This is a genomic window from Paenibacillus sp. LC231 (assembly GCF_001860525.1).
Taxonomy (GTDB): Bacteria; Bacillota; Bacilli; order Paenibacillales; family Paenibacillaceae; genus Paenibacillus_AQ.
Genome location: NZ_JFOM01000044.1, coordinates 20,306 through 42,961, shown reverse-complemented (window position 1 = coordinate 42,961; position 22,656 = coordinate 20,306). Strand labels below are relative to the sequence as shown.

At 49.0% G+C, this 22,656-nt stretch carries 24 protein-coding genes and 1 other annotated feature; of the genes, 10 read left to right on the top strand and 14 right to left on the bottom strand.

What is annotated here, in order from left to right; all coding sequences use genetic code 11:
* Positions 1 to 16 precede the first annotated feature (16 nt).
* A complete protein-coding gene (locus tag AK95_RS23785; protein WP_071222387.1) occupies positions 17 to 1,414 on the top strand; it encodes a DUF2515 family protein in 1,398 nt (465 codons plus the stop codon).
* Positions 1,415 to 1,496: 82 nt separating this feature from the next.
* Here the strand turns inward: AK95_RS23785 and AK95_RS23780 are convergent, their stop codons facing one another.
* Genes AK95_RS23780 through AK95_RS23770 form a run of 3 tightly spaced genes read right to left on the bottom strand, consistent with a single transcriptional unit; the run spans position 1,497 to position 4,412 of the window.
* Positions 1,497 to 3,122, bottom strand: a complete 1,626-nt coding sequence (locus AK95_RS23780; protein WP_071222386.1) for a putative polysaccharide biosynthesis protein — start codon at positions 3,120 to 3,122, stop codon at positions 1,497 to 1,499.
* A gap of 56 nt (positions 3,123 to 3,178) precedes the next feature.
* Positions 3,179 to 3,658, bottom strand: a complete 480-nt coding sequence (locus AK95_RS23775) for a DUF456 domain-containing protein (RefSeq protein WP_071222385.1) — start codon at positions 3,656 to 3,658, stop codon at positions 3,179 to 3,181.
* A 7-nt stretch (positions 3,659 to 3,665) separates the two neighbouring features.
* Positions 3,666 to 4,412 (bottom strand): Cof-type HAD-IIB family hydrolase, encoded by a 747-nt coding sequence (locus tag AK95_RS23770; RefSeq protein ID WP_071222384.1) that lies wholly within the window; start codon positions 4,410 to 4,412, stop codon positions 3,666 to 3,668.
* Between the two features lie 258 nt (positions 4,413 to 4,670).
* Here AK95_RS23770 and AK95_RS23765 point away from each other — a divergent pair, with 258 nt between their 5' ends.
* Positions 4,671 to 5,132, top strand: a complete 462-nt coding sequence (locus tag AK95_RS23765) for an SRPBCC family protein (RefSeq protein ID WP_071222383.1) — start codon at positions 4,671 to 4,673, stop codon at positions 5,130 to 5,132.
* A gap of 62 nt (positions 5,133 to 5,194) precedes the next feature.
* Here AK95_RS23765 and AK95_RS23760 read toward each other — a convergent pair whose 3' ends face one another.
* The 3 genes from AK95_RS23760 to AK95_RS23750 all read right to left on the bottom strand — a co-directional run bounded on the left by AK95_RS23760 (position 5,195) and on the right by AK95_RS23750 (position 9,100).
* Positions 5,195 to 7,252: a peptidoglycan D,D-transpeptidase FtsI family protein gene (locus tag AK95_RS23760; RefSeq protein WP_071222382.1), complete on the bottom strand. Its 2,058-nt coding sequence runs from the start codon at positions 7,250 to 7,252 to the stop codon at positions 5,195 to 5,197.
* Positions 7,253 to 7,395: 143 nt separating this feature from the next.
* Entirely contained in the window at positions 7,396 to 8,544 is a 1,149-nt protein-coding gene (locus AK95_RS23755; protein WP_162487642.1) for a transglutaminase domain-containing protein, read from the bottom strand.
* A gap of 109 nt (positions 8,545 to 8,653) precedes the next feature.
* Positions 8,654 to 9,100: a hypothetical protein gene (locus AK95_RS23750; RefSeq protein ID WP_071222380.1), complete on the bottom strand. Its 447-nt coding sequence runs from the start codon at positions 9,098 to 9,100 to the stop codon at positions 8,654 to 8,656.
* A gap of 180 nt (positions 9,101 to 9,280) precedes the next feature.
* Here AK95_RS23750 and AK95_RS23745 point away from each other — a divergent pair, with 180 nt between their 5' ends.
* Both AK95_RS23745 and AK95_RS23740 read left to right on the top strand, forming a co-directional pair.
* On the top strand, positions 9,281 to 10,453 hold the full coding sequence (locus AK95_RS23745) for an MFS transporter (protein WP_071222379.1): 1,173 nt from the start codon (positions 9,281 to 9,283) through the stop codon (positions 10,451 to 10,453).
* Between the two features lie 432 nt (positions 10,454 to 10,885).
* Positions 10,886 to 11,233 (top strand): toprim domain-containing protein, encoded by a 348-nt coding sequence (locus AK95_RS23740; protein WP_071222378.1) that lies wholly within the window; start codon positions 10,886 to 10,888, stop codon positions 11,231 to 11,233.
* 75 nt (positions 11,234 to 11,308) lie between these two features.
* Here AK95_RS23740 and AK95_RS23735 read toward each other — a convergent pair whose 3' ends face one another.
* The 3 genes from AK95_RS23735 to AK95_RS23725 form a co-directional block, all read right to left on the bottom strand.
* Positions 11,309 to 11,926 carry an SCO family protein gene (locus AK95_RS23735; RefSeq protein WP_071222377.1) on the bottom strand — a complete coding sequence of 206 codons (618 nt, stop codon included), beginning with the start codon at positions 11,924 to 11,926 and terminating at the stop codon, positions 11,309 to 11,311.
* 79 nt (positions 11,927 to 12,005) lie between these two features.
* Complete coding sequence (gene cyoE, locus AK95_RS23730) at positions 12,006 to 12,944, bottom strand: heme o synthase (protein WP_071222376.1); 939 nt, start codon at positions 12,942 to 12,944, stop codon at positions 12,006 to 12,008.
* A 284-nt stretch (positions 12,945 to 13,228) separates the two neighbouring features.
* Positions 13,229 to 13,447, bottom strand: coding sequence for an alpha/beta-type small acid-soluble spore protein (locus AK95_RS23725; RefSeq protein ID WP_015737431.1), 219 nt, complete (start codon positions 13,445 to 13,447; stop codon positions 13,229 to 13,231).
* Positions 13,448 to 13,568: 121 nt separating this feature from the next.
* Here AK95_RS23725 and AK95_RS34585 point away from each other — a divergent pair, with 121 nt between their 5' ends.
* Positions 13,569 to 13,736, top strand: a complete 168-nt coding sequence (locus AK95_RS34585; protein ID WP_164817467.1) for a hypothetical protein — start codon at positions 13,569 to 13,571, stop codon at positions 13,734 to 13,736.
* A 13-nt stretch (positions 13,737 to 13,749) separates the two neighbouring features.
* On the opposite strand, the gene trpS is transcribed toward AK95_RS34585, so the two are convergent.
* A complete protein-coding gene (gene trpS, locus AK95_RS23720; protein ID WP_071222375.1) occupies positions 13,750 to 14,736 on the bottom strand; it encodes a tryptophan--tRNA ligase in 987 nt (328 codons plus the stop codon).
* A 91-nt stretch (positions 14,737 to 14,827) separates the two neighbouring features.
* Positions 14,828 to 15,071, bottom strand: a binding site (T-box leader).
* 176 nt (positions 15,072 to 15,247) lie between these two features.
* On the opposite strand from trpS, the gene AK95_RS23715 reads away from it, so the two are divergent.
* Positions 15,248 to 16,237, top strand: coding sequence for an aldose 1-epimerase (locus tag AK95_RS23715; RefSeq protein WP_071222374.1), 990 nt, complete (start codon positions 15,248 to 15,250; stop codon positions 16,235 to 16,237).
* Positions 16,238 to 16,446: 209 nt separating this feature from the next.
* Positions 16,447 to 16,668: an alpha/beta-type small acid-soluble spore protein gene (locus tag AK95_RS23710; RefSeq protein WP_007131961.1), complete on the top strand. Its 222-nt coding sequence runs from the start codon at positions 16,447 to 16,449 to the stop codon at positions 16,666 to 16,668.
* Positions 16,669 to 16,761: 93 nt separating this feature from the next.
* On the opposite strand, the gene AK95_RS23705 is transcribed toward AK95_RS23710, so the two are convergent.
* Both AK95_RS23705 and AK95_RS23700 read right to left on the bottom strand, forming a co-directional pair.
* Entirely contained in the window at positions 16,762 to 17,166 is a 405-nt protein-coding gene (locus tag AK95_RS23705; RefSeq protein WP_071222373.1) for an O-methyltransferase, read from the bottom strand.
* A 287-nt stretch (positions 17,167 to 17,453) separates the two neighbouring features.
* A complete protein-coding gene (locus tag AK95_RS23700; RefSeq protein ID WP_071222372.1) occupies positions 17,454 to 19,247 on the bottom strand; it encodes a M3 family oligoendopeptidase in 1,794 nt (597 codons plus the stop codon).
* A gap of 144 nt (positions 19,248 to 19,391) precedes the next feature.
* Between AK95_RS23700 and AK95_RS23695 the strand changes: the two genes are divergently transcribed.
* Together AK95_RS23695 and AK95_RS23690 are read left to right on the top strand one after the other, a co-directional pair.
* A complete protein-coding gene (locus AK95_RS23695) occupies positions 19,392 to 19,577 on the top strand; it encodes a YycC family protein (protein WP_071222371.1) in 186 nt (61 codons plus the stop codon).
* A complete protein-coding gene (locus AK95_RS23690; protein WP_071222370.1) occupies positions 19,574 to 19,804 on the top strand; it encodes a hypothetical protein in 231 nt (76 codons plus the stop codon). Before AK95_RS23695 ends, AK95_RS23690 begins: the two co-directional genes overlap by 4 nt.
* Before the next feature lie 78 nt (positions 19,805 to 19,882).
* Here the strand turns inward: AK95_RS23690 and AK95_RS23685 are convergent, their stop codons facing one another.
* Both AK95_RS23685 and AK95_RS23680 read right to left on the bottom strand, forming a co-directional pair.
* On the bottom strand, positions 19,883 to 20,578 hold the full coding sequence (locus tag AK95_RS23685; protein WP_233355083.1) for a DUF2225 domain-containing protein: 696 nt from the start codon (positions 20,576 to 20,578) through the stop codon (positions 19,883 to 19,885).
* Positions 20,579 to 20,635: 57 nt separating this feature from the next.
* On the bottom strand, positions 20,636 to 21,013 hold the full coding sequence (locus AK95_RS23680; RefSeq protein WP_071222368.1) for a globin domain-containing protein: 378 nt from the start codon (positions 21,011 to 21,013) through the stop codon (positions 20,636 to 20,638).
* Positions 21,014 to 21,422: 409 nt separating this feature from the next.
* Here AK95_RS23680 and ylbJ point away from each other — a divergent pair, with 409 nt between their 5' ends.
* Positions 21,423 to 22,652, top strand: coding sequence for a sporulation integral membrane protein YlbJ (ylbJ, locus tag AK95_RS23675; RefSeq protein WP_071222367.1), 1,230 nt, complete (start codon positions 21,423 to 21,425; stop codon positions 22,650 to 22,652).
* Positions 22,653 to 22,656 lie beyond the last annotated feature (4 nt).

Genomic DNA, 22,656 nt, shown 5'->3' with positions numbered 1-22,656 from the left:
TGCAGGTGACCCCCGAATGCACTCGAACGGAGTCAAAAATAAAAAAAGCCAGGGCAAAGATGATGTATGGTCATGGGCGGCAGCCATTCCGCAGGCCCTGACAGAATCATGGTCGGGGATGATCGCATCATGGCGATTCTCCTTAAAGCTCCGGACAAGCAGACACGAATTGCAATGGGACCCTGCAGCGGTAAGGGGAATTCGCGTAAAGCTCAAGGAAATCCTCTCCTCCCATCCCTATCTGCAGCAGAGCGTTTCCCGGTTTCCGTCGTTCCCTTCCATGCAAGGGTATAGCGATATTCGGATTCATGAACCAGGTGCAGATGTTCAGCTATCTCAAGAAGAGCAGCAGTTGATTCATCATATTCAGGAGGCCGCAGCCGCAGCCAACCGGAGCAACGTAACGCGTACGCAAGCCTATTTGGACTGTTATATATCGCATCCTGAGCTGCATTGGGCCTTCCTGGCCCATATGGTATCGCGTAATGCCGGGTGGAATATGAGCGATCTGAAAGGCGGATTGATGTCGGATCTCACGGATCCGACATTCAAGAGCAATCTGTACCGTTTCCTGGAGCGCTGCAATGCGCTGATCTTCCAGGACGCCTATCCCCAGCTGCTTCTCTATATACACAGTCGAAATAAAGGCAAGCCCCTATTTCATTTACTCCCCCACTTTCATGTTTCGTCGTTTATGACACCGTTCTGGGAACAATTCTGGCAGGATCAGAGCAGTTCGCCGCTTACGGTGGCACTCATCATTAATGAGCAGAACTATATAGAGGGGCGTGTGGCGAGACATCCTTTTTACCAACAACATATTCTGGAGAATCCCTTCTTTCGGATGCATGAGCTGACCCGGTTGAATCAAATCGTGTTTCCGCTGGGTCTAGTCCGACGAACAGAGTCGGGGGAAAGCGCTGGGCCAAAGCCCCTATCCCCAACCAGGCCGCTGGCCGGACTTACCATCCCCAAGTTTGACGACCTGTCCATTCGGATCAAGGCTGGCCGTTCGCTGTATGCTTTATTGTTTGGGTATGAGGAGATTTACCGCGCTGTGCTGGCCTTCGCGCGATCCACCAAGCACCAAGGATCGCGCGCTGAATACTGGCCGGCCTTATTTACGCCGACCCTTGAGCAAGCCATGAATCATGGCCACGCGGGATCTGACCTCATCACTTCCGAATGGCTCCCGGGTGGCCAACGTCTGTACAGCCCTTATCTTGAGGAGATCTGGGAGGATGAACCCCCCGAGCCGATTCCCCGGTACGACTGGTTTCAGGGCCGGACGATGTTTAGGCATATCCGCAAACCGTTACGGCCGCTGCTGCCGGATATTACCCACGCCCATCGGGCCGCTCTGGAGAAAACCTCCATCGTGCATGATGTGTCTGATCAGTTCCATCCGCATTAAAATGAAAAGAGACCGTCCCGATACTGCAAGGAAGGTCTCTTTTCGGTTCTATATACACGATAAGTGAAACTTAGTCTATGTCTTATCCCCGCTCCCGCATACGTGCAGGCTGCAGTCTCATAAGCGGACGGAACACCTTCTGCAAAAGGCGCGGGTAACTGCTCAGCTCCGATTGCCGCAATACGCCAAACACCACCAGCAGGACAAGATATATAATGACTACGCCCACGCCTACAACCAGGCAAGTCAGCAGGAATGCCAACCGTGCCGGCATGACATCGACCATTTGAATACCGGCCAGATTCAGGCCATATCCGATTCCCCCGGCAGCAATCACCGTCAGCACGAAGCCCGTCCAGCGTTTGCCCAGGATGGAGAAGGATACAATCCCTTTAATCGATCTTATGTTCAGTATCGTAATGACAAGGAAACAGAGCGCCGTGCTCCCTATGATCCCGTAGATTCCAAAAAACGGAGCAAGCAGGAAGCTGGCTGCAAGCTTGACCACAACCCCAACCATCACGTGAATCATCGAGAGCTTGGCCTTGCCAATTCCGAGAAGAATGGAATTTGTGGTCATCATCGTGATTTGGAAAATCGTACCGAACGTCAGAAATCCAATTATCCCACTGCCGCCCAAGGAACTAAACAGCAAACCATTAATGGAATAGGATGCCACGCATAGCGCAATCACCATCGGCATGCCTGTTAAAATGGCAATACGCATAGCCAGCGATACTTGCTGTTCCAGATGCTCCTGATCTTTCTTCGCAAACGCTGCAGAGATGATCGGAATGAGCGAGGTGCTGAGGGCAATGGCTAGAATCGGTGGAATCCCCGCGACGCTCTGCGCCCGATTTCCCAGTACAGCGAGGGCTGCGGTCGCCTGTTCCAAACCAATCTGTCCGATCAACAGCGGCTTGACGATCGAGCTGTCAATAAAGTAAACAGCCGGAACCGCCAGGGAAGACAGCACAATCGGTATAGACAACGTGAATATATCCCGGTATATCCCGCCAAGCGGAATGGAACGGTCCGCTGCCGGCATCTTGAGCTCACGATCACTTCGACGAAGATTAACCGTGAAGTACAGCATGACTGCAAATGCTCCGATACTGCCGAGTACGCCCCCGAAGGAGGCGCCGGCTGCAATCCAGGTATCGTCGTAACCCATCCGCAGCAGCACATAGGCCAAACCGATCGCTGTCACAACCCGTGCAATCTGCTCAATAATCTGAGATATGCCGCCAGCCGCCATATTATTGCGTCCCTGGAAGTATCCCCGCATCATGGCGATGGCCGGAAACAGCAGCAGTGCTGGGGCCAATGCCTGAATGGCCGCGGCGGCCTCCGGCTGCTTAGCAATATGGGTAGCATAATAAGGGGCTCCGAAATAAAGCAGCAGCGTCATGACAACGCCTGCTGCTCCGGCAAAAATAAGCGCAGCATGATAGACACGACGGGCCTCCGCTGGCTTGTTCAAAGCATGACGCTCGGATACCATTTTGCTGAGCGTACTGGGAATGCCGGCCGTTGCTACCGTTAACAGCATTAAATACACGGCATTGGCGATCGTAAATGAGGCATCCCCTATATCATCCAGCATATGCTCCAGCGGCACCCGCTGGACAAGCCCCAGTACTCGGGCTACCAACGCAGCAGCGGCCAAGATGATCGTACCTTTAATAAATGACTCTTTCTTTGACAAAACCGTACCCTTCTTTCTCCTCCAAAGCGCCTCTTACAGCGATTCCTAAGCGTCTATTAGAAAATCCAAATGAAGAAAATAACAATCATCGCGAGCTGTAAAATAACCTTCACCACAATGCTGCTGAACAATCCAATGACCGATCCGAATCCAACCTTCATGGATTTGCTCGGTCCCGAACCTGCCAGCATTTCACCCAAAAATGCTCCCAGGAACGGTCCGATAATCAATCCAAAAGCGGGAATAACGAACGGCCCGATAATCAAACCGATGGTGCTGCCCCATATCGAGGCTTTGGAACCGCCGAGCTTCTTAACCCCCCAGGCGTTAACCGCATAATCGGCAATGAAGAGCACCACCAGAATGATGGTCTGAATAATCCAGAACCATGAATTGTAATGCTCGAATGTAAAGAACCAGCCGTAAACAAACAGCGCCAGGTAAATGGCGACAACCCCCGGCAGAATAGGGTAAATCGCCCCGGCCATCCCAATGATAAACAGAGCGATAACGATAATCCAGCCCAATATGTCCATCAACATCTCACCTTTCGATCAAAATATGATCCCTGATGACCTCAACGATGCCGTCCTCATTGTTGCTGGAAACCACAAGGTCCGCTTCATCCTTAACCGTCTGCTGGGCATTGCCCATCGCCACGCCGAGGCCGGCCTGCTGAATCACAGCCAGGTCGTTCAAGCTGTCGCCTACGGCTACGACTTCGGACATGCTAATGCCGAGCAGCTCGCACACCTGTCCGATTCCGGTCGCTTTGTTAACGCCCTGCGGATTGATTTCCAGGTTATCCGGCGAGGAGTTCGTGATCTCCAGTCCGCCCATATCCTGCAGGCGCATCAGAATGTTGTGACGCACCTCATGATCATTCGTGGTGTAACCGAATTTCAGCCATTCCTGATTCGCGATATCGTCGGTCCAGTTCTCAGAGTTATACAATCTTTCTACTGAATACGCCCAGAACCATGATCCGGTTTCAATGGCCAGTGCGTGCATTTGCTCCACGAGCTTGCTGTCGAGCAATGCGCGGCGGTGTAATTCATATGGCGCACGCCATACCTCGCCTCCGTTCACCGTTACCATCGGTGTCGTCAGTTCAAGCTGTTTGGCATACGGATACGCATCCTGAAACGGCCGGCCTGTCGAGAGACAGACATGAATGCCGTGCCGTACCGCTTCCTTGATCCACTTCACCGTTTCCTCAGACACTTCATGATCGTCCCGCAGCAGCGTACCGTCCATATCCAGTGCCAACAATCGATATTTATGTTTCATGGTATTAACCCCCTTACGAATCACAAGCAAACATAACGACATTTTACCACAAAAGGCATGACGTCAAAACATTCCCCTATGAATAGCCGCCCCCGGACATGCCAAAACTGAGGTAACGCTAGTCTCAAGTAGTATTTCCCAAGCTCTCGAACAAAGCACACGACCCTTGAAATAAATGAGCAATGTAAAAGAAAGAATATGAATTCCTATATGCTACGATATTACTGAAGACAACCCGAAAGGAGTCATAAAATTCATATGACCAAACTCAATGAGACCCCTGTCGTGACGGCAGAGATGTTGATTCGAAGACCCGTTTCAGAAGTATTCGAGGCTTTCATCGACCCTGAGATTACAACCAAGTTCTGGTTTACCAAAAGCAGCGGCAAGCTGGAGGAAGGCAGCCATATTCGCTGGGATTGGGAGATGTATGGGGTACATGATGACGTTTACGTTCAACATATCGAAGTCAATCGCCGCATCACGATCGAGTCTTCAGACCAGACCAAAACCGAGTGGACATTCACGCCACGGGGCGATCATGAGACCTTTATTGCCATTACCCACTCTGGATTTACAGGCAGTGCGGATGAAATGGTAAAGGGAGCTATTGATTCCATGGGAGGATACACTATGGTACTCTGCGGCCTCAAAGCGCTGTTGGAGTTTAACATCGTCTTGAACCTGGTGGCGGACAAAGCCCCGGACGCCCATGTGTAACGGATAAAGAAAAGGCAGCCAACCCATTTAGGGCTCTTGGCTGCCGTTTTGTAAATATCCTCTTATTCGTTACTGCCATCCCCATTCTCACCCTCGGTTTTTTTAGGGTGAGGCGTACCGTCCAGGCCGTAAATCTCGTCATACGCGTCGAAAATTTTACGGGCAACCGGCGCGGCACTCTGGGAACCGAAGCCGGCTTCAGGTATGACCACGGCGACGGCCAGCTTCGGATTTTGCCGTGGAGCAAAGGCGATGAACACCCCGTTTTCCACCCGGATCCGAGTACCGTTTTTATAAATATCCTGCTCGGATGTTCCTGTCTTCCGTGCAAAATCATATTTAAAATCTTCAAATGCTCGAAGTCCTTGCGTATTCATCCCTGCAATGACTTCATTCCAGTACTGCTCCGGGAAATCCGCTTTATTTAATACCTCGCGTTTGAATTCCTTGATCACATTGCCGTCCTGATCCACAATCTTGCTCGCAAGCTGAGGCCGAATGCGTTCTCCCCGATTGGCAAGCGTGCTGGCATACTGTGCCAATTGGAGCGTCGTATATTTACCGGACTGTCCGAATGAAGCATATGCCATGGCAGCCAGATAACTTCCCGCCTGCTCGATATTGGTATACTCGATGATTCCTTTATGCTCCTTTGGCAGACCGGATTCGGTAGAAACCCCAAGCCCGAATTCCCTCATGTATTCATCCCATATTTCAACGGATTTGGAGCCGTATTTGTTATACAGTCGTTCTCCGATCCAGTCAACCATAAAGGCGTTGGAGGAATGTTCAATCGCTTTTCTCGCATTCAGAGATCCATAGGCTTTACCGCCTGAGTTCCGGACTCTCGTATTATCCTTACCGAAAAATGCTGCCCCGCCATCATAATAATAATCGTTCGGTCCGAATAGTTTCTCATTAAGTCCAATCAATACCGTCAAGGGCTTCATAGTGGAACCGAGCAGCACAACCGATTCCAGATTGTTGCCGGATCGACCGGAACTGTATGGAGAAATCGTCCCGTTGCCGTAATACTTCATAACGGTTTCCCAATTAGCATCATCGGTCCCATTCTCCCACACATTCGGGTCATAATCCGGCATACTGGCCATGGCAACAATGTTTCCGGTGTCCACTTCCATCGCTACGGCATACCCCGTTTGCGCATTCGGATGCGTTTTACCGGAAACCGGATTGGCGTGAAGCCATTTCAGCTGATCAATGATCGCCTGCTGCGTCACCTTCTGGATATCCTTGTGGATCGTCGTATGAATATTGTAGCCCTTCTCCGGGGCGATCATGGTTGGCACCCCGTCCGCCATGTTCTGCGGATTAATCGGAATGCCGATATATCCGTTCTTGCCGCGCAGCTCATCCTGGAACATCATTTCGAGTCCGTCTACACCGACCTTCTCCTGCTCCGTGTAGATGAGTCCCGGATCTTTTTGCTTCTTATTCTGCTCATCGATCTGTTTATACTTATCCAGTGTCTTATTTCCGCGGAATTCTTTCAAATAACCAATCGTTTGAACGGCGATTTTGTCCGGGTTGTATTGACGCTGACTCTCTTCGACAACCTCGACTCCAGGATATTCATTTTTATGCTCCATAAAGTAAGCCACTTCTTTAGTCGAGAGATTTGCCTTTATGCGTCTCGGCTCATAACCCGGCTGCTTGTTGAACTCCAGGTCCATCGCTTTGATCACATCATCCACCGTCAGCTTTTCGGCTTTTGGATCACCATACTGTTCGAAGACCTTGACCATTTCCTCGGCCAGCTTTTGGATCTCCGGACGGTTCTTCTTTCCTCGCTCGGATGAACTGTAATCCTTTAACAGCGTTAAATATAGTGCTTGGGAAGGTGTCGAGTAGGCAAGCGGCGTTCCGGAAGCATCGATGATGCTGCCCCGGATCGGCTGAAGCGGGAAATTTTTAACCTGCCCGCCGGTTTCGAGCTCTTTTAACTCAGGCCCCTCAACGAACTGCAGTATAGCAAGGCGTATAATAATGACACAGAATATGATAAAAGTGCTGAAAAAAAATAGATTAACCCGCAAGTTAAACTGACTGCCGGCATCTTGTTCTTCTTGTTTGCGCTTATCCGGCCTAAACCCTTTCACGTATGCTTCTCCCCTTTATCCACAATCACATAAACCCATATTAACATAAACGCCCCCCCACTTCATCTGGAAGGGCCCTCCTGATGGGAAAGGGCGGACTTCCCTTGCTCCAAAGTCCGCCCTTCTCCATATCAACACACCGATCAAAACACCTGCTCCTTAATATGCGTCTCATTAAAGCGAGGCGGGTTAAACCAGCTTCCGCTCTGTGCCCAGGTCGGGTCCAGCGGTATCCATCGCTTCTCTTCACTCAAGTAGACCTCATTCCAGGCATGCGGACCATAACCGCCTTGACCATTATATCCCCTGCCGGTTACGACCCGGACTTTCAGATCCTGAGACCGGGCCATCATGGCATACAGACGGGCATAATCAATGCACACCCCTAACCTTGTATCGTACGTATCCTGCGGTGTCTGCTCTTTCCATATCCGCTGCTCTTCATACAAGGTCACTTTGTCGTGATCATATGTTATCCGGCTGCCAACCCAATCATAGAGCTTTCGCGCTTTCTCTTCATCGGTTGACGAATCCTTCACGACATGGGCTGCCGTCTGCTCAATACCCTCGGGAATCTTGTGGTCGATGACCTCATACTTCCGCTGAATGATCCCGTTCAATTCTTCCTGAACGGATTGGGTAAAGACCGGCAGCTTCTCGCGGACGAGAGAGCCCGACAAAGGCTCTATTACTGCCCTCGCTCCCTGTTGATAAACGGGTGAAGCCTCAACGTACCGGCTAAAGCCATGATCGGGATTCAAACTGACGTAGATGAATAAGATCGCAATAACAATAATGCTCCGCGCTGCGCCCATGATGACGCCAATTCCCGCACCTGTTAGCCGGCTCAGCAGCGATGCCGATGTATCTTTTCTCGTTTCGAAGAGTCCCAGCCTGCCTCCCATAATCAGGGACACGAGCAAACGCAGCATAAATACGATAAGGGCGTAACTTAACATAAACAGCACCGCAAACCGCAGCAGCGGGAAATCCGCCAGCGATTTTACAGCTGTATAATAAATCTGTTCCCAGAAGCGCAGCTCTCGATTCGGTAAAGTGGAGACCGTACCCAGCCAATCGCCTGCTTTAGGTGATAACCATAATGTAAAAGGAACGGAGATCGCTAGCCCGACCAGGCGCAGCACCGCGTCCCCCAGAAAAAAAACAAGCTTCCCGGCTGACCGGGAGGCTCCGCGACTCCATCCCTGTAATAGTGAAAAAGCCACAATCAGCAGCAGCAAGATGGTGATTCCGTTCCCACCCAGCACACTATCCTTCCATGCCGACATCAACGGTATCCCCTCCTCTCCCCATGATGTCTTGTCAACCGATGTAATCGAGCTGCAGCACTAACAACGCTGCCGCCCTCGTACATTCGCTTCCGATTGCGTTCTATCTTTTTTATTTAGAGGCCGTATTGCTCTTGGCATCGTCGATAAAGCTCTGAATTGTATCGTTGATATCCCACTTCCCTACCGAAACACCGCGGAAAGTCACTTCAACCTCTTCGGAACCGGCGCTTCCTTTCAGCTCCAGATTGGGAGCTTTAATGGAGTAGGTACCGTCCTCATTCGAGGTATATTTCGCTTCCTTCGCTTCATTCATCATCATGTTCAGCGCTTCTTTTTTTATCGTGTCCACCGTTTCTTCCTTCACCGTGGTTACAACCTCGCCGATTTTATCTAAGGAAATCCCGCTGTACACTAACAATCCCACGATGATAAGTACGGCCAGCGCCCATTTAATGACGGTTCTCACTACGTTCAGCACAATAAACAAGACAATTAAGGCGATGGCAATGACCAGCCAGTTTTGTTTGAGAAATTCGATCCAGACCTGAGTATCCAATACAATTCACTCCCGTTCGTCGTTTCAAAAGCGGCGGTTCATGGCCGTCTTATTAATTATACATGATACCCCGCAAAGCTGTCAGCCAACCGGGTCTTTTCACAAAAAGGTATAAGCTTGCCCTTTCGAACGTACAAGTAGTAGTAACAATATCAACTTGCCGGATAGGAGGGTGCCATATTGAAAACCGCTTTATGGCTCTATATGTTTTTGTTTCTGGCGTTTTTTGATTTGCATGCTCAGTATCCTGTACTGACGCCATTTGCCATCTCTCTTGGCGCAGCCCCTACGTTTATCGGCTGGATGATGGGCATTTATGCTCTGACCCATCTGCCAGGCAATCTGCTTGCAGGCAATTTGATCGATCGGCACGGCAGCAGACGCTACATTATTTTCAGCTTAACCGCCGCTGGTGTGATCCTGCTGCTCCAGGCTCATGTCCAATTGCCCTGGCAGCTGCTCGTGCTTCGCTCGATCAGCGGATTCGTTCTGGCCTTTTTGTCACCGGCCTGTCTGGCACTGCTTGCGTCACTCTCCCGGGATCCTGTTACGCAAGGCAAATATATGTCCGGTCATGGCGTAATACACACTCTTGCCTCTGTCTTGTCTCCGGCCGCCGGCGCTTTCATTGTAGCCAAAGCAGGATTTTCCGGTACATTCCAGAGTCTGGGCTGGCTTTTGATTTTCACCGGTTTGATGGCGTTTCTCAGTCTCCCGAAACCTCTGTCAGCCACTGCTAAGGATAAAGGTCAGGCTGCTGTTCCGATCAACAACGGGGCACCGGCGCGGCTTCCTTTTAGCTTGCGTTTATATTTGATTCCGTTTGCTATCGCATGCTCTCAAGGAATCCTGTTTTTTGAAATACCGCTGCGAGAAAGCGGGCTGGCAAGCATTATGTCCACCGGACTTCTATTCTCCGTCATTAGTCTTGGAGCTTTGGTCACATTAAGCATGCTATTTCTTAATCGTTATGCGCCCCATATCAGAGTAGCCATCGGCGTATTGGGGCTGGCGATTTGCTTCTACGCTCTGGCCGCAGCTCATCATGTACCGATTATGATCATCCTGTTTGCACTCGGGCTAGCTAAAGGATTGCTGTTTCCGGCGTTATCCTCATTGTTCATCGAGCTAAGCGGCGGAGGCAGACTCGGGAAAGTATTCTCATTTCAATCCATCGCCATGTCGCTTGGTTCCTTTGTCGGCCCGATTGCGGCTGGACAGCTTCGAACGGTGGTGTCACCTTATTTCATCGCGTTTCTGATGCTGATGACCGTTCTGCTGCTGCTCCCCAAACGCAATCGTGAAGCCCCTTTAACGGCCATCTCACCGGAAGCCCCAATCTCAACCGTCTAAGGAAGCTGTACCTGCTTGAGTCAGCGCCCAAAAAGATGCGGATGGGCCAACACACAGTCCATTTGGGTAAATCCACATAAGATACAGTGTGGCAAATGACCACGTACATCTAACCAAGGGGTGAAGTAATCATGAGTCATGTTCATCATCATAAACATTGTCATACAGGAGGCCATGGAAATTCTGTAGGGATGGTTCTTGTATTGTATATTCTGCTCGTCATTATCTTGAGCTGTTTCTACTAGAATACATGGGTTAACCTTGTTGCGGCCATCCAGTGGATGGCCGTTTATTTTGCCTGCTTTGCATGATCGGCAAGAAACAAGTTACACTATACATACACCATTCGACATAACCATCATTCGACGGCGGATTATCATTTCCCGGGGAATGCTGCCAAGGATCTCCGTATCATGACAGAGGTGAAAAAAGATGCCGATATTCATCATCGTAGAGGGCAAGAACGACAGGAGTAGACTACGCCGATTGCTGACATCAGATATAACCATCTTGTGCACGTTCGGAACGTTAAACACCGCCAAGCTTGAAAGCCTTCATAAACAGGTGAAGGATCAAGAGGTCTATCTTTTTATGGATAACGACAGCTCCGGCAAGAAAATTCGCGGTGCCCTGCGCGACATCTTTCCTGATGCCGAACAGATTTATACGCGCCGGGGTTACGCCGGAGTTGAAGGAACGCCTGACGAGTACCTGATTGCCCAGTTAGAGAAGGCCGGGCTGGAAGAGTTCATCATTTACCCGCCTCCTGCTGAATTCTGATGACCTTGTTTTAAAATAATAAAAAGGCGTCTCCATCCTTAACGATAGAGCGCGCCTTTTGGTTTTACCTTTAGGTTATTCCTTAATTAAGGACTTAATGTCCTTCACAATATCCTCGGTCTTCACTTGGGCCGGGTCTGCTGCATTATAAGTCTTCCGAATATTGTTATCCCGGTCAACCAATGCAATGGAATTGCCATGCGTGAAATTTGTCGAGTTATTGCCGAGCAGCGGGATTTTGAAAGAGTCCTGCATCAGCTTCCGTGTTTCCTCCTGATCTCCACGAAGGAAGTACCAGCCGCTATAATCAGCATAGAAACGGTCCCCGAATTCCTTAATCTTCTCTTTTGTATCGGTTTCCGGGTCAAAGGAAATGGACACGAAGTTAACCTCTTTACCGAAGAGGCCCTCTTTCTTCAAGTCTTCCTGTATTTGCGAAAGTACCAGTGTCGTAATCGGGCATACATCCGGGCAGCTGGTGAAATAGAAGTACATAAGCTTCACCTTGCCTTTGGTATCATCCGATGTGATCGTCTTTCCATCCACATTCTCCATGGAATAAGCGGCAACCTCACGAACGATAGGAAACTTTTCTTTTCCGAATCCCAGCGAATTGTATACCAGGTAAATAGCTGCTATTACACAGACAGCGAGTAGTACCCAAGTCCATTTGTAACGTTTGAATGCATTCATGACCTTCCCCGTTCTCCCTTCGTCTCAGGCAATCCCTGTTCTTATCAGGTTTAGTGTAGCGTTTAAGCCCTTCCACCTATTAAAAGGTGGTATTGAGTATGAGAACGATCAGGCTCAAGGTCAAGTAGTTGATGGAGATAATAAATACCTTTTTGGACCAAGCTTCATCGTCCTTGGCACGGAAACCTTGGAGTGCGGCGTAGAGCCACCAAACAGCCAGGAAGAGTCCGATAACCAGAAAGAAAATACCGGCGTACCCATACGTGTACATCAGAATAGGAATCGGAATAAGCAGCACCAGGTAAGGAATCATCTGATACTTCGTGCGTTTAATTCCTTTAACAACCGGCAATAACGGGAAGCCCGCTGCGCGATACTCTTCAACGCGGCGAATGCCCAGCGCCCAGAAATGTGGCGGCTGCCACAGAAACAGAAGTGCGAACAGCAGCACTGCAGCCATATCTACGCTTCCTGTCACGGCCACATAACCGATCACCGGAGGCATCGCTCCGGAAATAGCGCCTACCGATGTGCTCCATGTTGATGAACGCTTTAACCATAATGTGTATACCACAACGTATACGAACATTCCGATCGCTCCGAATATCCCGGCCAATACCCCTGAGAACAGGAATAACATAGCTAGTCCAACGACCCCAAGTATGATGGCATACCAAAGAACAACCTTAGGTGTCAGCCGTCCGGTTGGAAGTGAGCGATTCCGTGTGCGCTCCATCTTCATGTCGAGCTCTCTGTCGAAATAGTTATTGAAAACACAGGACGAAGCCATAACAAGCACGGTTCCGAGAAGTGTCATAATCATCAATCCAAATTGGATATCCCAACGCGATGCTAGCCAAAATCCGGCAAAAGCCGCTATCAAATTTGACCGGATGATTCCGGGCTTCGTCACCGTGATAAAATCTTTCCAAGTCCCCGCCTTATCGGGAGGTGCAGGCGCTGCCGAGGCAAGTGCTGCGGATTCTGAAGGAGCCTGGTATCTCAAGTGATTATCCACGTGTAAACGTTCCTCCTTGTATCTGTCGTTATGGAGGAAGTACTGCCTCCGCTATAAAGTTTATCATATCATTAGTAAAAAGTGTTTAGCAATCCTTCGGAATTCGTTCCATCTATATGACAATTCAGTGACATTTGGAAGCGATCTATTCTTGACGTTATGCCGTTGTTTAAGGCACAATTTGTCTATGTAGCAAAGTGAGTGTCGATCCCTTAATATGAATACAAAGCCCGGAGCGCAATGATAGCGCTCCGGGCTTCCATACTCACGTTATGAGAAAGAGATTACAGCGTGCGGCCAGACCCCGAAAGAGCCTGTTCAGCTTGCTGTACCAAACGTTTTGTAATGTATCCACCCAGGGATCCTGTTTCACGGGAAGTATAGTTACCATAGTAACCGTCCTGAGGAATCGTTACGCCTAGTTCTTGAGCAGCCTCGAGTTTCAAACGTTGTAATGCTGCAGTAGCTTGAGGTACAACCAAATTGTTGCTGCGGCGTGCCATATTAAATATCTCCCTTCACTGAATGTCTGTTATTCCAGTGCAAGCTTGCAAACTTATTATGGCTCCTTCTTGCAACGTTATACGTATTTTTTGAATTTTTATCTTTGGAGGTTTTTTTCATATGAGTAAAGGCTTATCCCTATGGTTTGCGGTCTCTTCGATCGTCCTGCTGACCGCTTCGGCCATATCCATCAGCTACAACGGATTTCTGGCCGTCGGTCTCGCTCTACTCTCCATTCTCAATATAGGCTGGGGATTCATTATCAAGTCCAAACGCAGGCCTTCTTAAGGAAGCACCCTGCTTATTTACGAGCCAGAAAGCCCATCTTGTCCTTGACGCCATCCAATATTTGAGCTGCAGTCTTCTGTGCCTGCTCTGCTCCCTTGGCCAGAATGTCATGGATCTCACCGGTTTGGCGAATTTCGTAGTATCTGTTTTGAAGTGGTTCCAGAGCGGCTACTACAACTTCGCCAAGCTCCTTCTTGAATGCCCCGTACATCTTTCCTTCAAAACGCGCCTGTACTTCCTGCAGAGATACTCCGGCGCACTCGGAATAAATGCTCATCAGATTGCTAACCTCAGGTTTAGCGGACGGATCATAGACCACTTCGGCCCCGGAGTCGGTTGTAGCCCGGCTGATTTTCTTGCGGATTTGATCCGGCGTATCCAGCATCGCAATATAACTGCCCTCAACCGGATTACTTTTGCTCATCTTTTTAGAAGCATCGTCCAGCGACATAATTCGTGCGCCTACCTCCGGAATGAACGGTTCCGGCATATTGAAGTAGGAACCAAACCGATGGTTGAACCGTGCAGCTAAATCGCGCGTGATTTCCAAATGCTGCTTCTGGTCATCCCCTACCGGTACCAGATTGGCATTATACAGCAATATGTCTGCAGCCATGAGCGCTGGATAGACAAACAAACCGGCTCCTACGGAATCTTTACCCTCCGATTTGTCCTTAAATTGTGTCATTCGTTCCAATTCGCCCATATTGACCATCGTTGTCATGATCCATCCCAGCTCGGCATGCTGAGGAACATGGGATTGGAGAAAAATATTAGCACGGTTCGGGTCGATTCCGGCTGCAACGTACAGTGCCGCAACCGATTCGGAGCGATCTCTAAGCGAGCTAGGCTCCTGCGGTACCGTAATGGCATGCAGATCGACGACCATAAAGTAACAATCATGCTCATCTTGGAGCTTAACAAAATTTTTAATGGCTCCGATGTAGTTGCCCAGTGTCAAATTGCCGCTCGGCTGAATTCCCGATAATACAGTTTTCATGACTAGCCCTCCATTTATTTACAATATTCTTTTAATCCAAAGTCTGCCCCGCTCAAGGAATTATATATGAACGCAAAAAGGCCTCACATCCGCAAGGGACGTGAGACCGTGGTGCCACCCTAATTCGCTGCAGTAAACTCTAATACTTAAGCTGCAGCCTTCCATTCTTGTAACGGAGAATACCCGGCCGGCATATTAAGGAATATCAGTATAATCCCTGTTCAGCCTGGCACTCAAAGGTCCATTCAGCAAAGCGGATCCACCGGTTCACATCAACCACCGGCTTTCTGAAGGATGGGCCGCACCTGCTTACTTGTCCTTGTCATCGTGTTTCAATCATTTTGGATCACTATTACATGCAATGATAAAACTCTTGCTCTCCCTTGTCAATTCCATTTTGGAATCAAGTCGTCCGATGTTTTGAAGCATTTCTTTTACCCTTTCCATAAAAATCTGTTATGATGTGGTTAATCGTCCAGACCATGATTTCTGTTAGTAAAGGAGCATCGATATGAATCAAGTGACCAAAGGCCAGTGGAATGGTTACGACACCTATATTTTAAACAGCGGCCGTCTTGAAGTGACTCTCCTTCCTCGTCTAGGTAACAATGTCATTGGAATTAAAGACCTTGAAAATTCACGCGAAATCCTTCGAAAACCAGATGAAAGTGAGCTTGCCTTCTATCTTCAGAAGCCCTATCACTTCGGCATCCCGATGCTCATTCCGCCAGGCCGGATTTCCAAAGGCCAGTTTGAGTACGGCGGAACATCGTATCAATTTGATCAAAATACCGCGAACGACAATCATATCCACGGTCTCCACCGATCACAGGCTTGGTGTGTCAGCGACATAGAGGAAGATGATGATGGGTGCGCCGTTTCGACAGAGTTCATATCATCGGATGATCCGAAATGGATCGCCCAATTCCCAGTACCGCTGAAGCTGGAAATGACCTTTCGCCTTCAGGGCGCCCGCTTATCGCAGAGTCTTCGTGTAACGAATCTGGGTTCCAGCCCTGTCCCGTTCGGGATGGGTTACCATACGTGGTTCCTGCTTGATGGCGAGCCGCATCGCTGGACGCTGGATCTGCCTGTAGAGGGCATTTATACCTTGAATAATGAACTGATCCCAACCGGAGATTTTTCACCGCTTGGCCATCTGGAACAACTAAATTCCGGATTAAACCTGAAGGAAGCCGACCTGGATACGATATTAAAGATTCCAGAGGGCAAACCGGCTGAAGCCATGCTTCAACGTGATGATGGTTATCAAATTCATTATTCGGCTGACCGCGCCTTTTTCAAACACTGGGTGCTCTATACGAAAGGCGTCGCAGAGGACTTCCTTTGCATCGAGCCGTATACCTGGCTTCCGAACGCGCCCAATTTGAATCTGCCGAATGAAGAAACCGGACTGATTCATCTGGAACCGGGACAGACCGTGAACCTGAATACCCAGATCAGCATCCAAAAAACAACACCGGAGGCAGAGCAAGGGTAATAGCAAATCCCCGGTGAACCATAAGATCTTCATATACTTAATGTTTCAACAAGAGCAGCCCTTTGTTTCAAAGGGCTGCTCTTGTTTGTCTAGATAACGGCAATTTCATTCGGATAATTTTACCAGCCATTGATCTGCCTCCAGCACGAATGAGATTCCTAGGATTCAGTCATAATATCCACATACAACATCAAAGGAGGTGACATGACATGGCTCAAGGTCGTTCTTCTAACAATCTTGTCGTACCTCAAGCAACTGCAGCTCTTCAACAATTGAAAGTAGAAGCTGCTCAAGAACTGGGTGTGACGCTTCCACAAGACGGTTACATGGGTAACTATACTTCCCGTGAAACAGGTTCTTTGGGAGGTTACATCACCAAACGTCTGGTTCAATTGGCTGAGCAGCAATTATCGGGTCGTTCGAACCTGTAATTCGCATCTCTTCCCTCCAGCCGTAATTAGAAAGAGGCGATCTTCTCCCCAAAGATCGCCTCTTTCGTTATATGTTCTATATGATAAATGATTTCAGGATTCCGAAGCAGCTTCGGCATATGTATTACGAGGGTACCGAATCATCAAGTTTGCCATGTTATAGTTGGATTCAAGGACAGCATCTACAACAACAATGCCTTGTCGTACCATAAATTCATAACTGATTTCGCCGTGTGTCCAGTGGCGTTTATGTTTCAGACTTTCAAGCGCCATCGTACGAAAAGAGAATTGTTGAGCTTCACTTAGCCCCTCCTCAAGTGGAGCTATGACTCCGTTACGCCCAGCCAATGGATTGTGCCGTATGCCAAATTTACCAATTACATTATTTCGTATTTGTACAAATACTGTCCCTGAACTAAGACCTCCCAACTCTTCTTCCAGCTCTTTAAAAACGATGTCCAATTGTCTAGCCAGTGATAATTGATCTAGTTTTACCATCTCTTCTCCCCTCCTTTATTAGTAAATCTTCCCTATTATTAGGGCTTATGACTCATTATAGGGTAAAGGAATCAATGTATCAACAATATTCAACACATTTGGGTATTTATTACTAAAATTGCACAAATAATTTAGGTTTTGGCCCCTTTTTTGCGTCAACTTTCATTCTTTTACGACAAAAAAAGAAGCCCGAATCGGGCTCCTCCATAGGTTGGAAATTGCATGTATTGAGAGGTAAACGTCCTCTAAGGAAATTCTTATCTGTTATTCCGATGATAATCAACAAATCACGCCATATGCTCCGTCATTTGCAGGAATTGTCTAATGTCGGATACGCAGGAATCTGCTGCACTCTGCCAGAAATCGCGCTGGGTCAGATCCACATTCAGGTGTTTCTTCGCCAGATCCTCCACGGACATCACGCCGGTGTCACGAAGAAGTGCATCATATTTGTCCGCAAAGCTCGGCCCTTCTTCCAATGCCCGAACATAGAGGCCCGTACTGAACATATAACCGAAGGTGTACGGGAAATTATAGAACGGCGTCCCGGTAATATAGAAATGAAGCTTGGATGCCCAGAAATGCGGATGGTATGATGTCAGAGCATCACAATAGGCTTCCTTCTGCGCTTCCACCATCAATTCCGATATTTCCTCGCTGCTGAGCAGACCGCTCTTCCGCTTGTCATAGAATCGAGTTTCGAACAAGAAGCGTGCATGAATATTCATAAAGAAGGCTACGCTGTTCTGAATTTTCTCTTCCAGCAGGGCCAGCTTTTCTTCTTCGCTGCCGGCTCCCTTCACCATCGCATCAAAAACAATCATTTCGGCAAATGTAGATGCCGTCTCGGCAACATTCATCGCATATTTTTGGTTAAGCACCGGAATTCCGCCCATCAGATGCTGATGATAGGCATGGCCGAGCTCATGAGCCAGGGTCGAAACGTTCGAGGCCGTTCCGCCAAACGTCATGAAGATTCGGGTCTGGCCGCTTGCCGGGAAGGAGGTACAGAAACCGCCAGGGCGCTTGCCGGGACGATCCTCCACCTCAATCCAGCTCTTGTCGAACGCCATTTGCGAGAAATCAGCCAATCTCGGGCTGAACTTGCGGAATTGCTCCACAATGTTAACAGCTGCATCGTCATATGAGATTTTGGTTGCGGATGTGCGCAGCGGGGCATCTACATCAGTCCAAGACAAACCTTCCAGACCAAGCAGCTTCGCTTTGCGGTTCAGGTATTCCACAAGCACCGACTTCGTGTCTTGGATGACCGCCCACATGGTATCCAGGGTCTCACGGCTCATTCGGCCAATCGCGAGCGGCTCCTTCAAGACATCCTCCCAGCCACGGTTCTCGTACAGCTTCAGGCGGTAGCCGGATAAATGGTTAAGGGTATCCGCACAGTAATCAGCGGAGTCTCCCCATGCCTGCTCCCACTTTTCAAACATGGATTGACGTACTTCCCGGCGAGGATCATGCATTTTATTGAATGCCTGTCCTGCGGACAACATGACCGTCTTACCGTCTTCCTCATAGGGGATTTGGATTTTCTTAACGATGGTATCGTAGAACTCTCCCCATCCATGATAACCGTCTACGCCAAGCGATAGAGCCAGGCTCTCCAACTCGGGACTCATCTTGTCTTTGGCGAGATTACGGCTTTCGTTCAATACGAAATCAAGCTCGGACACCTTATCCGTACCGGTCCAAGCCGTCCAGAGTTCGTCATCCATACCACGGAGAACGTTATCGAATTGGTTCTTAACCGATTGCAGGGTTGCGGACAACGACGTTACCCGTCCGGATAATTGAACCGCCTTCTTGTCATTCACATTCTGCGCGGTCAGACAGCCCACGAATGCGGAGACTTCACGGATGCGGGCATAGGCATTCTGAAACTGCTCAAGGAAGCGCTCAAGGCTGGCTGCGCCCTCCATGGTTTCCGGAACAGTCAGTGCTTTAACGGCTTGCTGAAGATTATGTACATCCTGCTCAAGTGCCTCAAGAAAGCTCACGAGCTGCGGTGAAGAAGAGCCTCCGGGAAATATCGATTCCAAATCCCAAGTTTGTTGAAGTGCCATTGAACATTCATCACCTTTCAAAATAAAATATGAATTCAAGCGGAATACCATTTGTGTGGACTTAGGGAAAAGTGTATAACTATATATAACTCAATTTATGTTATCACTGTTACAACCAATTTACTGCTGGAGGAGCTAGAAGCCATGAGACCTTTGCAAATATCACCGGAGACGGCGGTTACACTGTCCAAGCAGCTGGGCGTTCCGCTGGAACAGCTGATGCACATGCCTCAGCATATATTAATGCAGAAAATTGCCGAGCTTGCCAAGAATGAAGAAGCGAAAGCAACGAAAAAAGACGATGAGTCACCATCATCGGAGAACTCATGATTCCTTTTTCCAATACTTGGCCCTATGATGTCGTGGGAAACGACGTATATGTACACAGCTGCCCATTCTGCGGAACCGACAATGTATTGCTGCCGATGAAACCCAAAGAGCTGATAAGCGTAAGGGAAGGGAAAAAGAAGCTGCTGATCTTCCCCTGCTGCCACAACAAAGTAACCGTGCTGGACAGCGATATCGACTACTTGCTCACGGATCAGCGATTACGCTGATTTTGCCGTAGAGCATGAGTTTAGCTATTCGTGTTAGTCCAACAGCCTGCTGACCCACCCTTCAGCGGGCTATTTGCATTATGACTCTGCCTTGAGTGCCTCGTTCTTCTGCTCCCGTATCTGCTCGGATATCAGCTTCCATTGCTCTCTGGATGCGCGTATCATCGCGGCGTCCATAATCTTGTCATCCTGGACCACTCTGGAGAACCATTGAACCGCCTCCTGAAACTGTCCCAGCCTGCGGTGGATCTCTCCGATCAGATACAGCAGCCTAGCATCATTCGCCCCTACCCCTTCCAGCTCGAACACTCGAACATAGGATTCCAGGCTATAACTCAAGAACCGCTTCTCTTGATCCTCGTTGCCCTGATACCGGTACAGCCAAGCGATATGATGCAGCAGGCTGGCCACAATGCGATCCCGCTCCCCGATGACTTGGGCGCAGAGGAGAGCCAGCTTGTACGACTCCAGAGCATCCTCCAGATTACGCGAGCCGCCCATATCCCTCTTCTCCCAGCGGCATCCGACTTGCTCGTGAAAGAGCGCCTTCTGCCGTTCGTTCAATTTCAGGGTCGAGTTTTCCGTGGAGGCAAAACCGCATTCAGGACAGATCCGCACCACGTAAAAATCGGGATTCTCCGATTTATAATAAGCGCAAAAATCCGTATCGGTACGGTATGCCTTTTTAAAGCTGGGTCTTACCCTGGATGTTTCATATTCATGCTCACAGTGCGCGCAAACCACCTTGATGGAATACAAGGGTTCCAATTTCACGCCATTCGCCATCCCTTCATTCGTGTCTAATTCCTGTTTCGTAATAGGTCTTTGGAACTAAGGAGTATTCACGAAATGGTGGGCGGGGCCGGACAGACGCTGCAGCACAAAATCACGTAATTCATCCTCCACGCCAATTTCGATTAGGGCTCCTGCCATGCAGCCAAGCCATTCTTCGGCATGGCGATCCGTAATCGGGAATTTCATGTGCCTGGCCCGCATCATCGGATGTCCGAATGCTTCCGAGAACAAGGCTGGGCCTCCAAAAAACTGGCTCAAGAACATATATTGCTTCTCCATCACCGGCATAATATCTTCCGGAAACAATGGCGAAAGCAGCTCATTTTGCTGCACTCTCGGATAAAAAGCTTCGACGAGCGAACGTACACCCTCGGCACCCCCGAGGTTATCATAGATGCTTAAGTTCGGATTCATATCCGCTAATCTCCCATCTGTTTTATGTTACGCTTTCGATTGGATGTACCTATCCATTATACCAAAAAAACAACAAAAAAAGGCGCTAAGCAATGGTTAGCACCTTTTAGAACTTATTAATAACTGCGCCAGTCCTCTTCACTCTGGACGAGAGAAGCACGTATAACATAAACGAAGGCGCATACTAGGATACCTGCGACTATGCTCATGATCATCACTCCATCCAAACATAATACGAAAGATGTGCTTTGATGTTTTTTATTATAGCACAAGATCCCCGAAAATAAAGCACAATTGTAACCGCTTTCTCATGTTTTTTATACTGTTTGTCCTATATCTTGCATAGATTTTTAACAACGGACCTATATTTCCATCATTCACATCGATGCCAGGGGGCGTATTTCTTATTATGACCATGAAAAAAATGGGCTGGCTCTTGCTCGTGACGGCACTGCTCAGCGTAATTGTCCTAATGGCTTTATTTCCCGAAGCGGCGCTTCAATCCGCACTCCGTGGCCTGTCGATATGGTGGGACGTGCTGTTCCCTTCCCTGTTCCCGTTCTTTGTTATTTCCGAGGTGCTGCTGGGGTTCGGCGTAGTCCACCTGATTGGCACGCTCCTGGACCCTATGATGAGACCGTTATTTCGTATTCCGGGGGCCGGAGGATTCGTTGCAGCAATGGGATATGTTTCAGGATACCCGGTCGGTGCCAAATTAACCGCCAAGCTATGGGAACAAAAAATGGTAAATCGGGAGGAAGGTGAGCGGCTTGTCGCTTTCACCACCTCTTCTGACCCTATATTTCTAATTGGTGCCGTCTCCATCGGCTTCTTTCATGACCCCAAGATCGGTTTGATCCTTGCCTTGTCCCATTATGGCGGAGGTTTCCTTGTGGGGTTGATTATGAGATTTCATGGCAGGCATGAATCCAAAACAGCAACCGATTCACTCCGCCTGTCCCAGGCTAATACAAGCAGACTCAAGTCCGCCCTGCATGCCATGCATGCGGCGCGTGAACAGGATGGCCGGGACCTCGGCACCCTGTTAAGACAAGCGATACAATCATCGCTTCAGCTTATTATCGTCGTCGGCGGGCTAGTGGTTTTCTTCTCCGTGTTTCTTGAACTCTGGACCCGCGCCGGTGTTATGCCTGCGCTGACTGAAGTCATCAGTTTGCTGTTATCTCTGGTTGGGATGCCTGAATCCTTATCCACTGCCATCGTAGGCGGATTATTTGAGGTCACACTCGGTGCCCGATATGCCGGGGAAGCGGGGGCTGCAATTCCATTGCCATACAAAGCGGCGGCGGCGGCCTTTATATTGTCATGGGGCGGCTTGTCCGTCCATGCCCAGATCATTAGCATCCTGAACTCTACCAACCTCAGATATTTCCCTTTTGTCATTGCAAGACTGATTCATGGTGTGATTGCCGCGGTCGCTGTATTGCTGCTGTGGAGAAGTGTCATGGGATCTTCGATACCGACCATGGCCCTTCCGGCTGTTTCGGATTCCGCCCTAAACGGGTATACCCATATTATGGCGGCTTTCTGCATCCTGCTCGGTTTCCTGATTGCGGTTGCGTTGTTTATTCAGATCATTCGAGGACTGCAGCAGAAAATCCGCAAATTCCCAAGGTGAACAT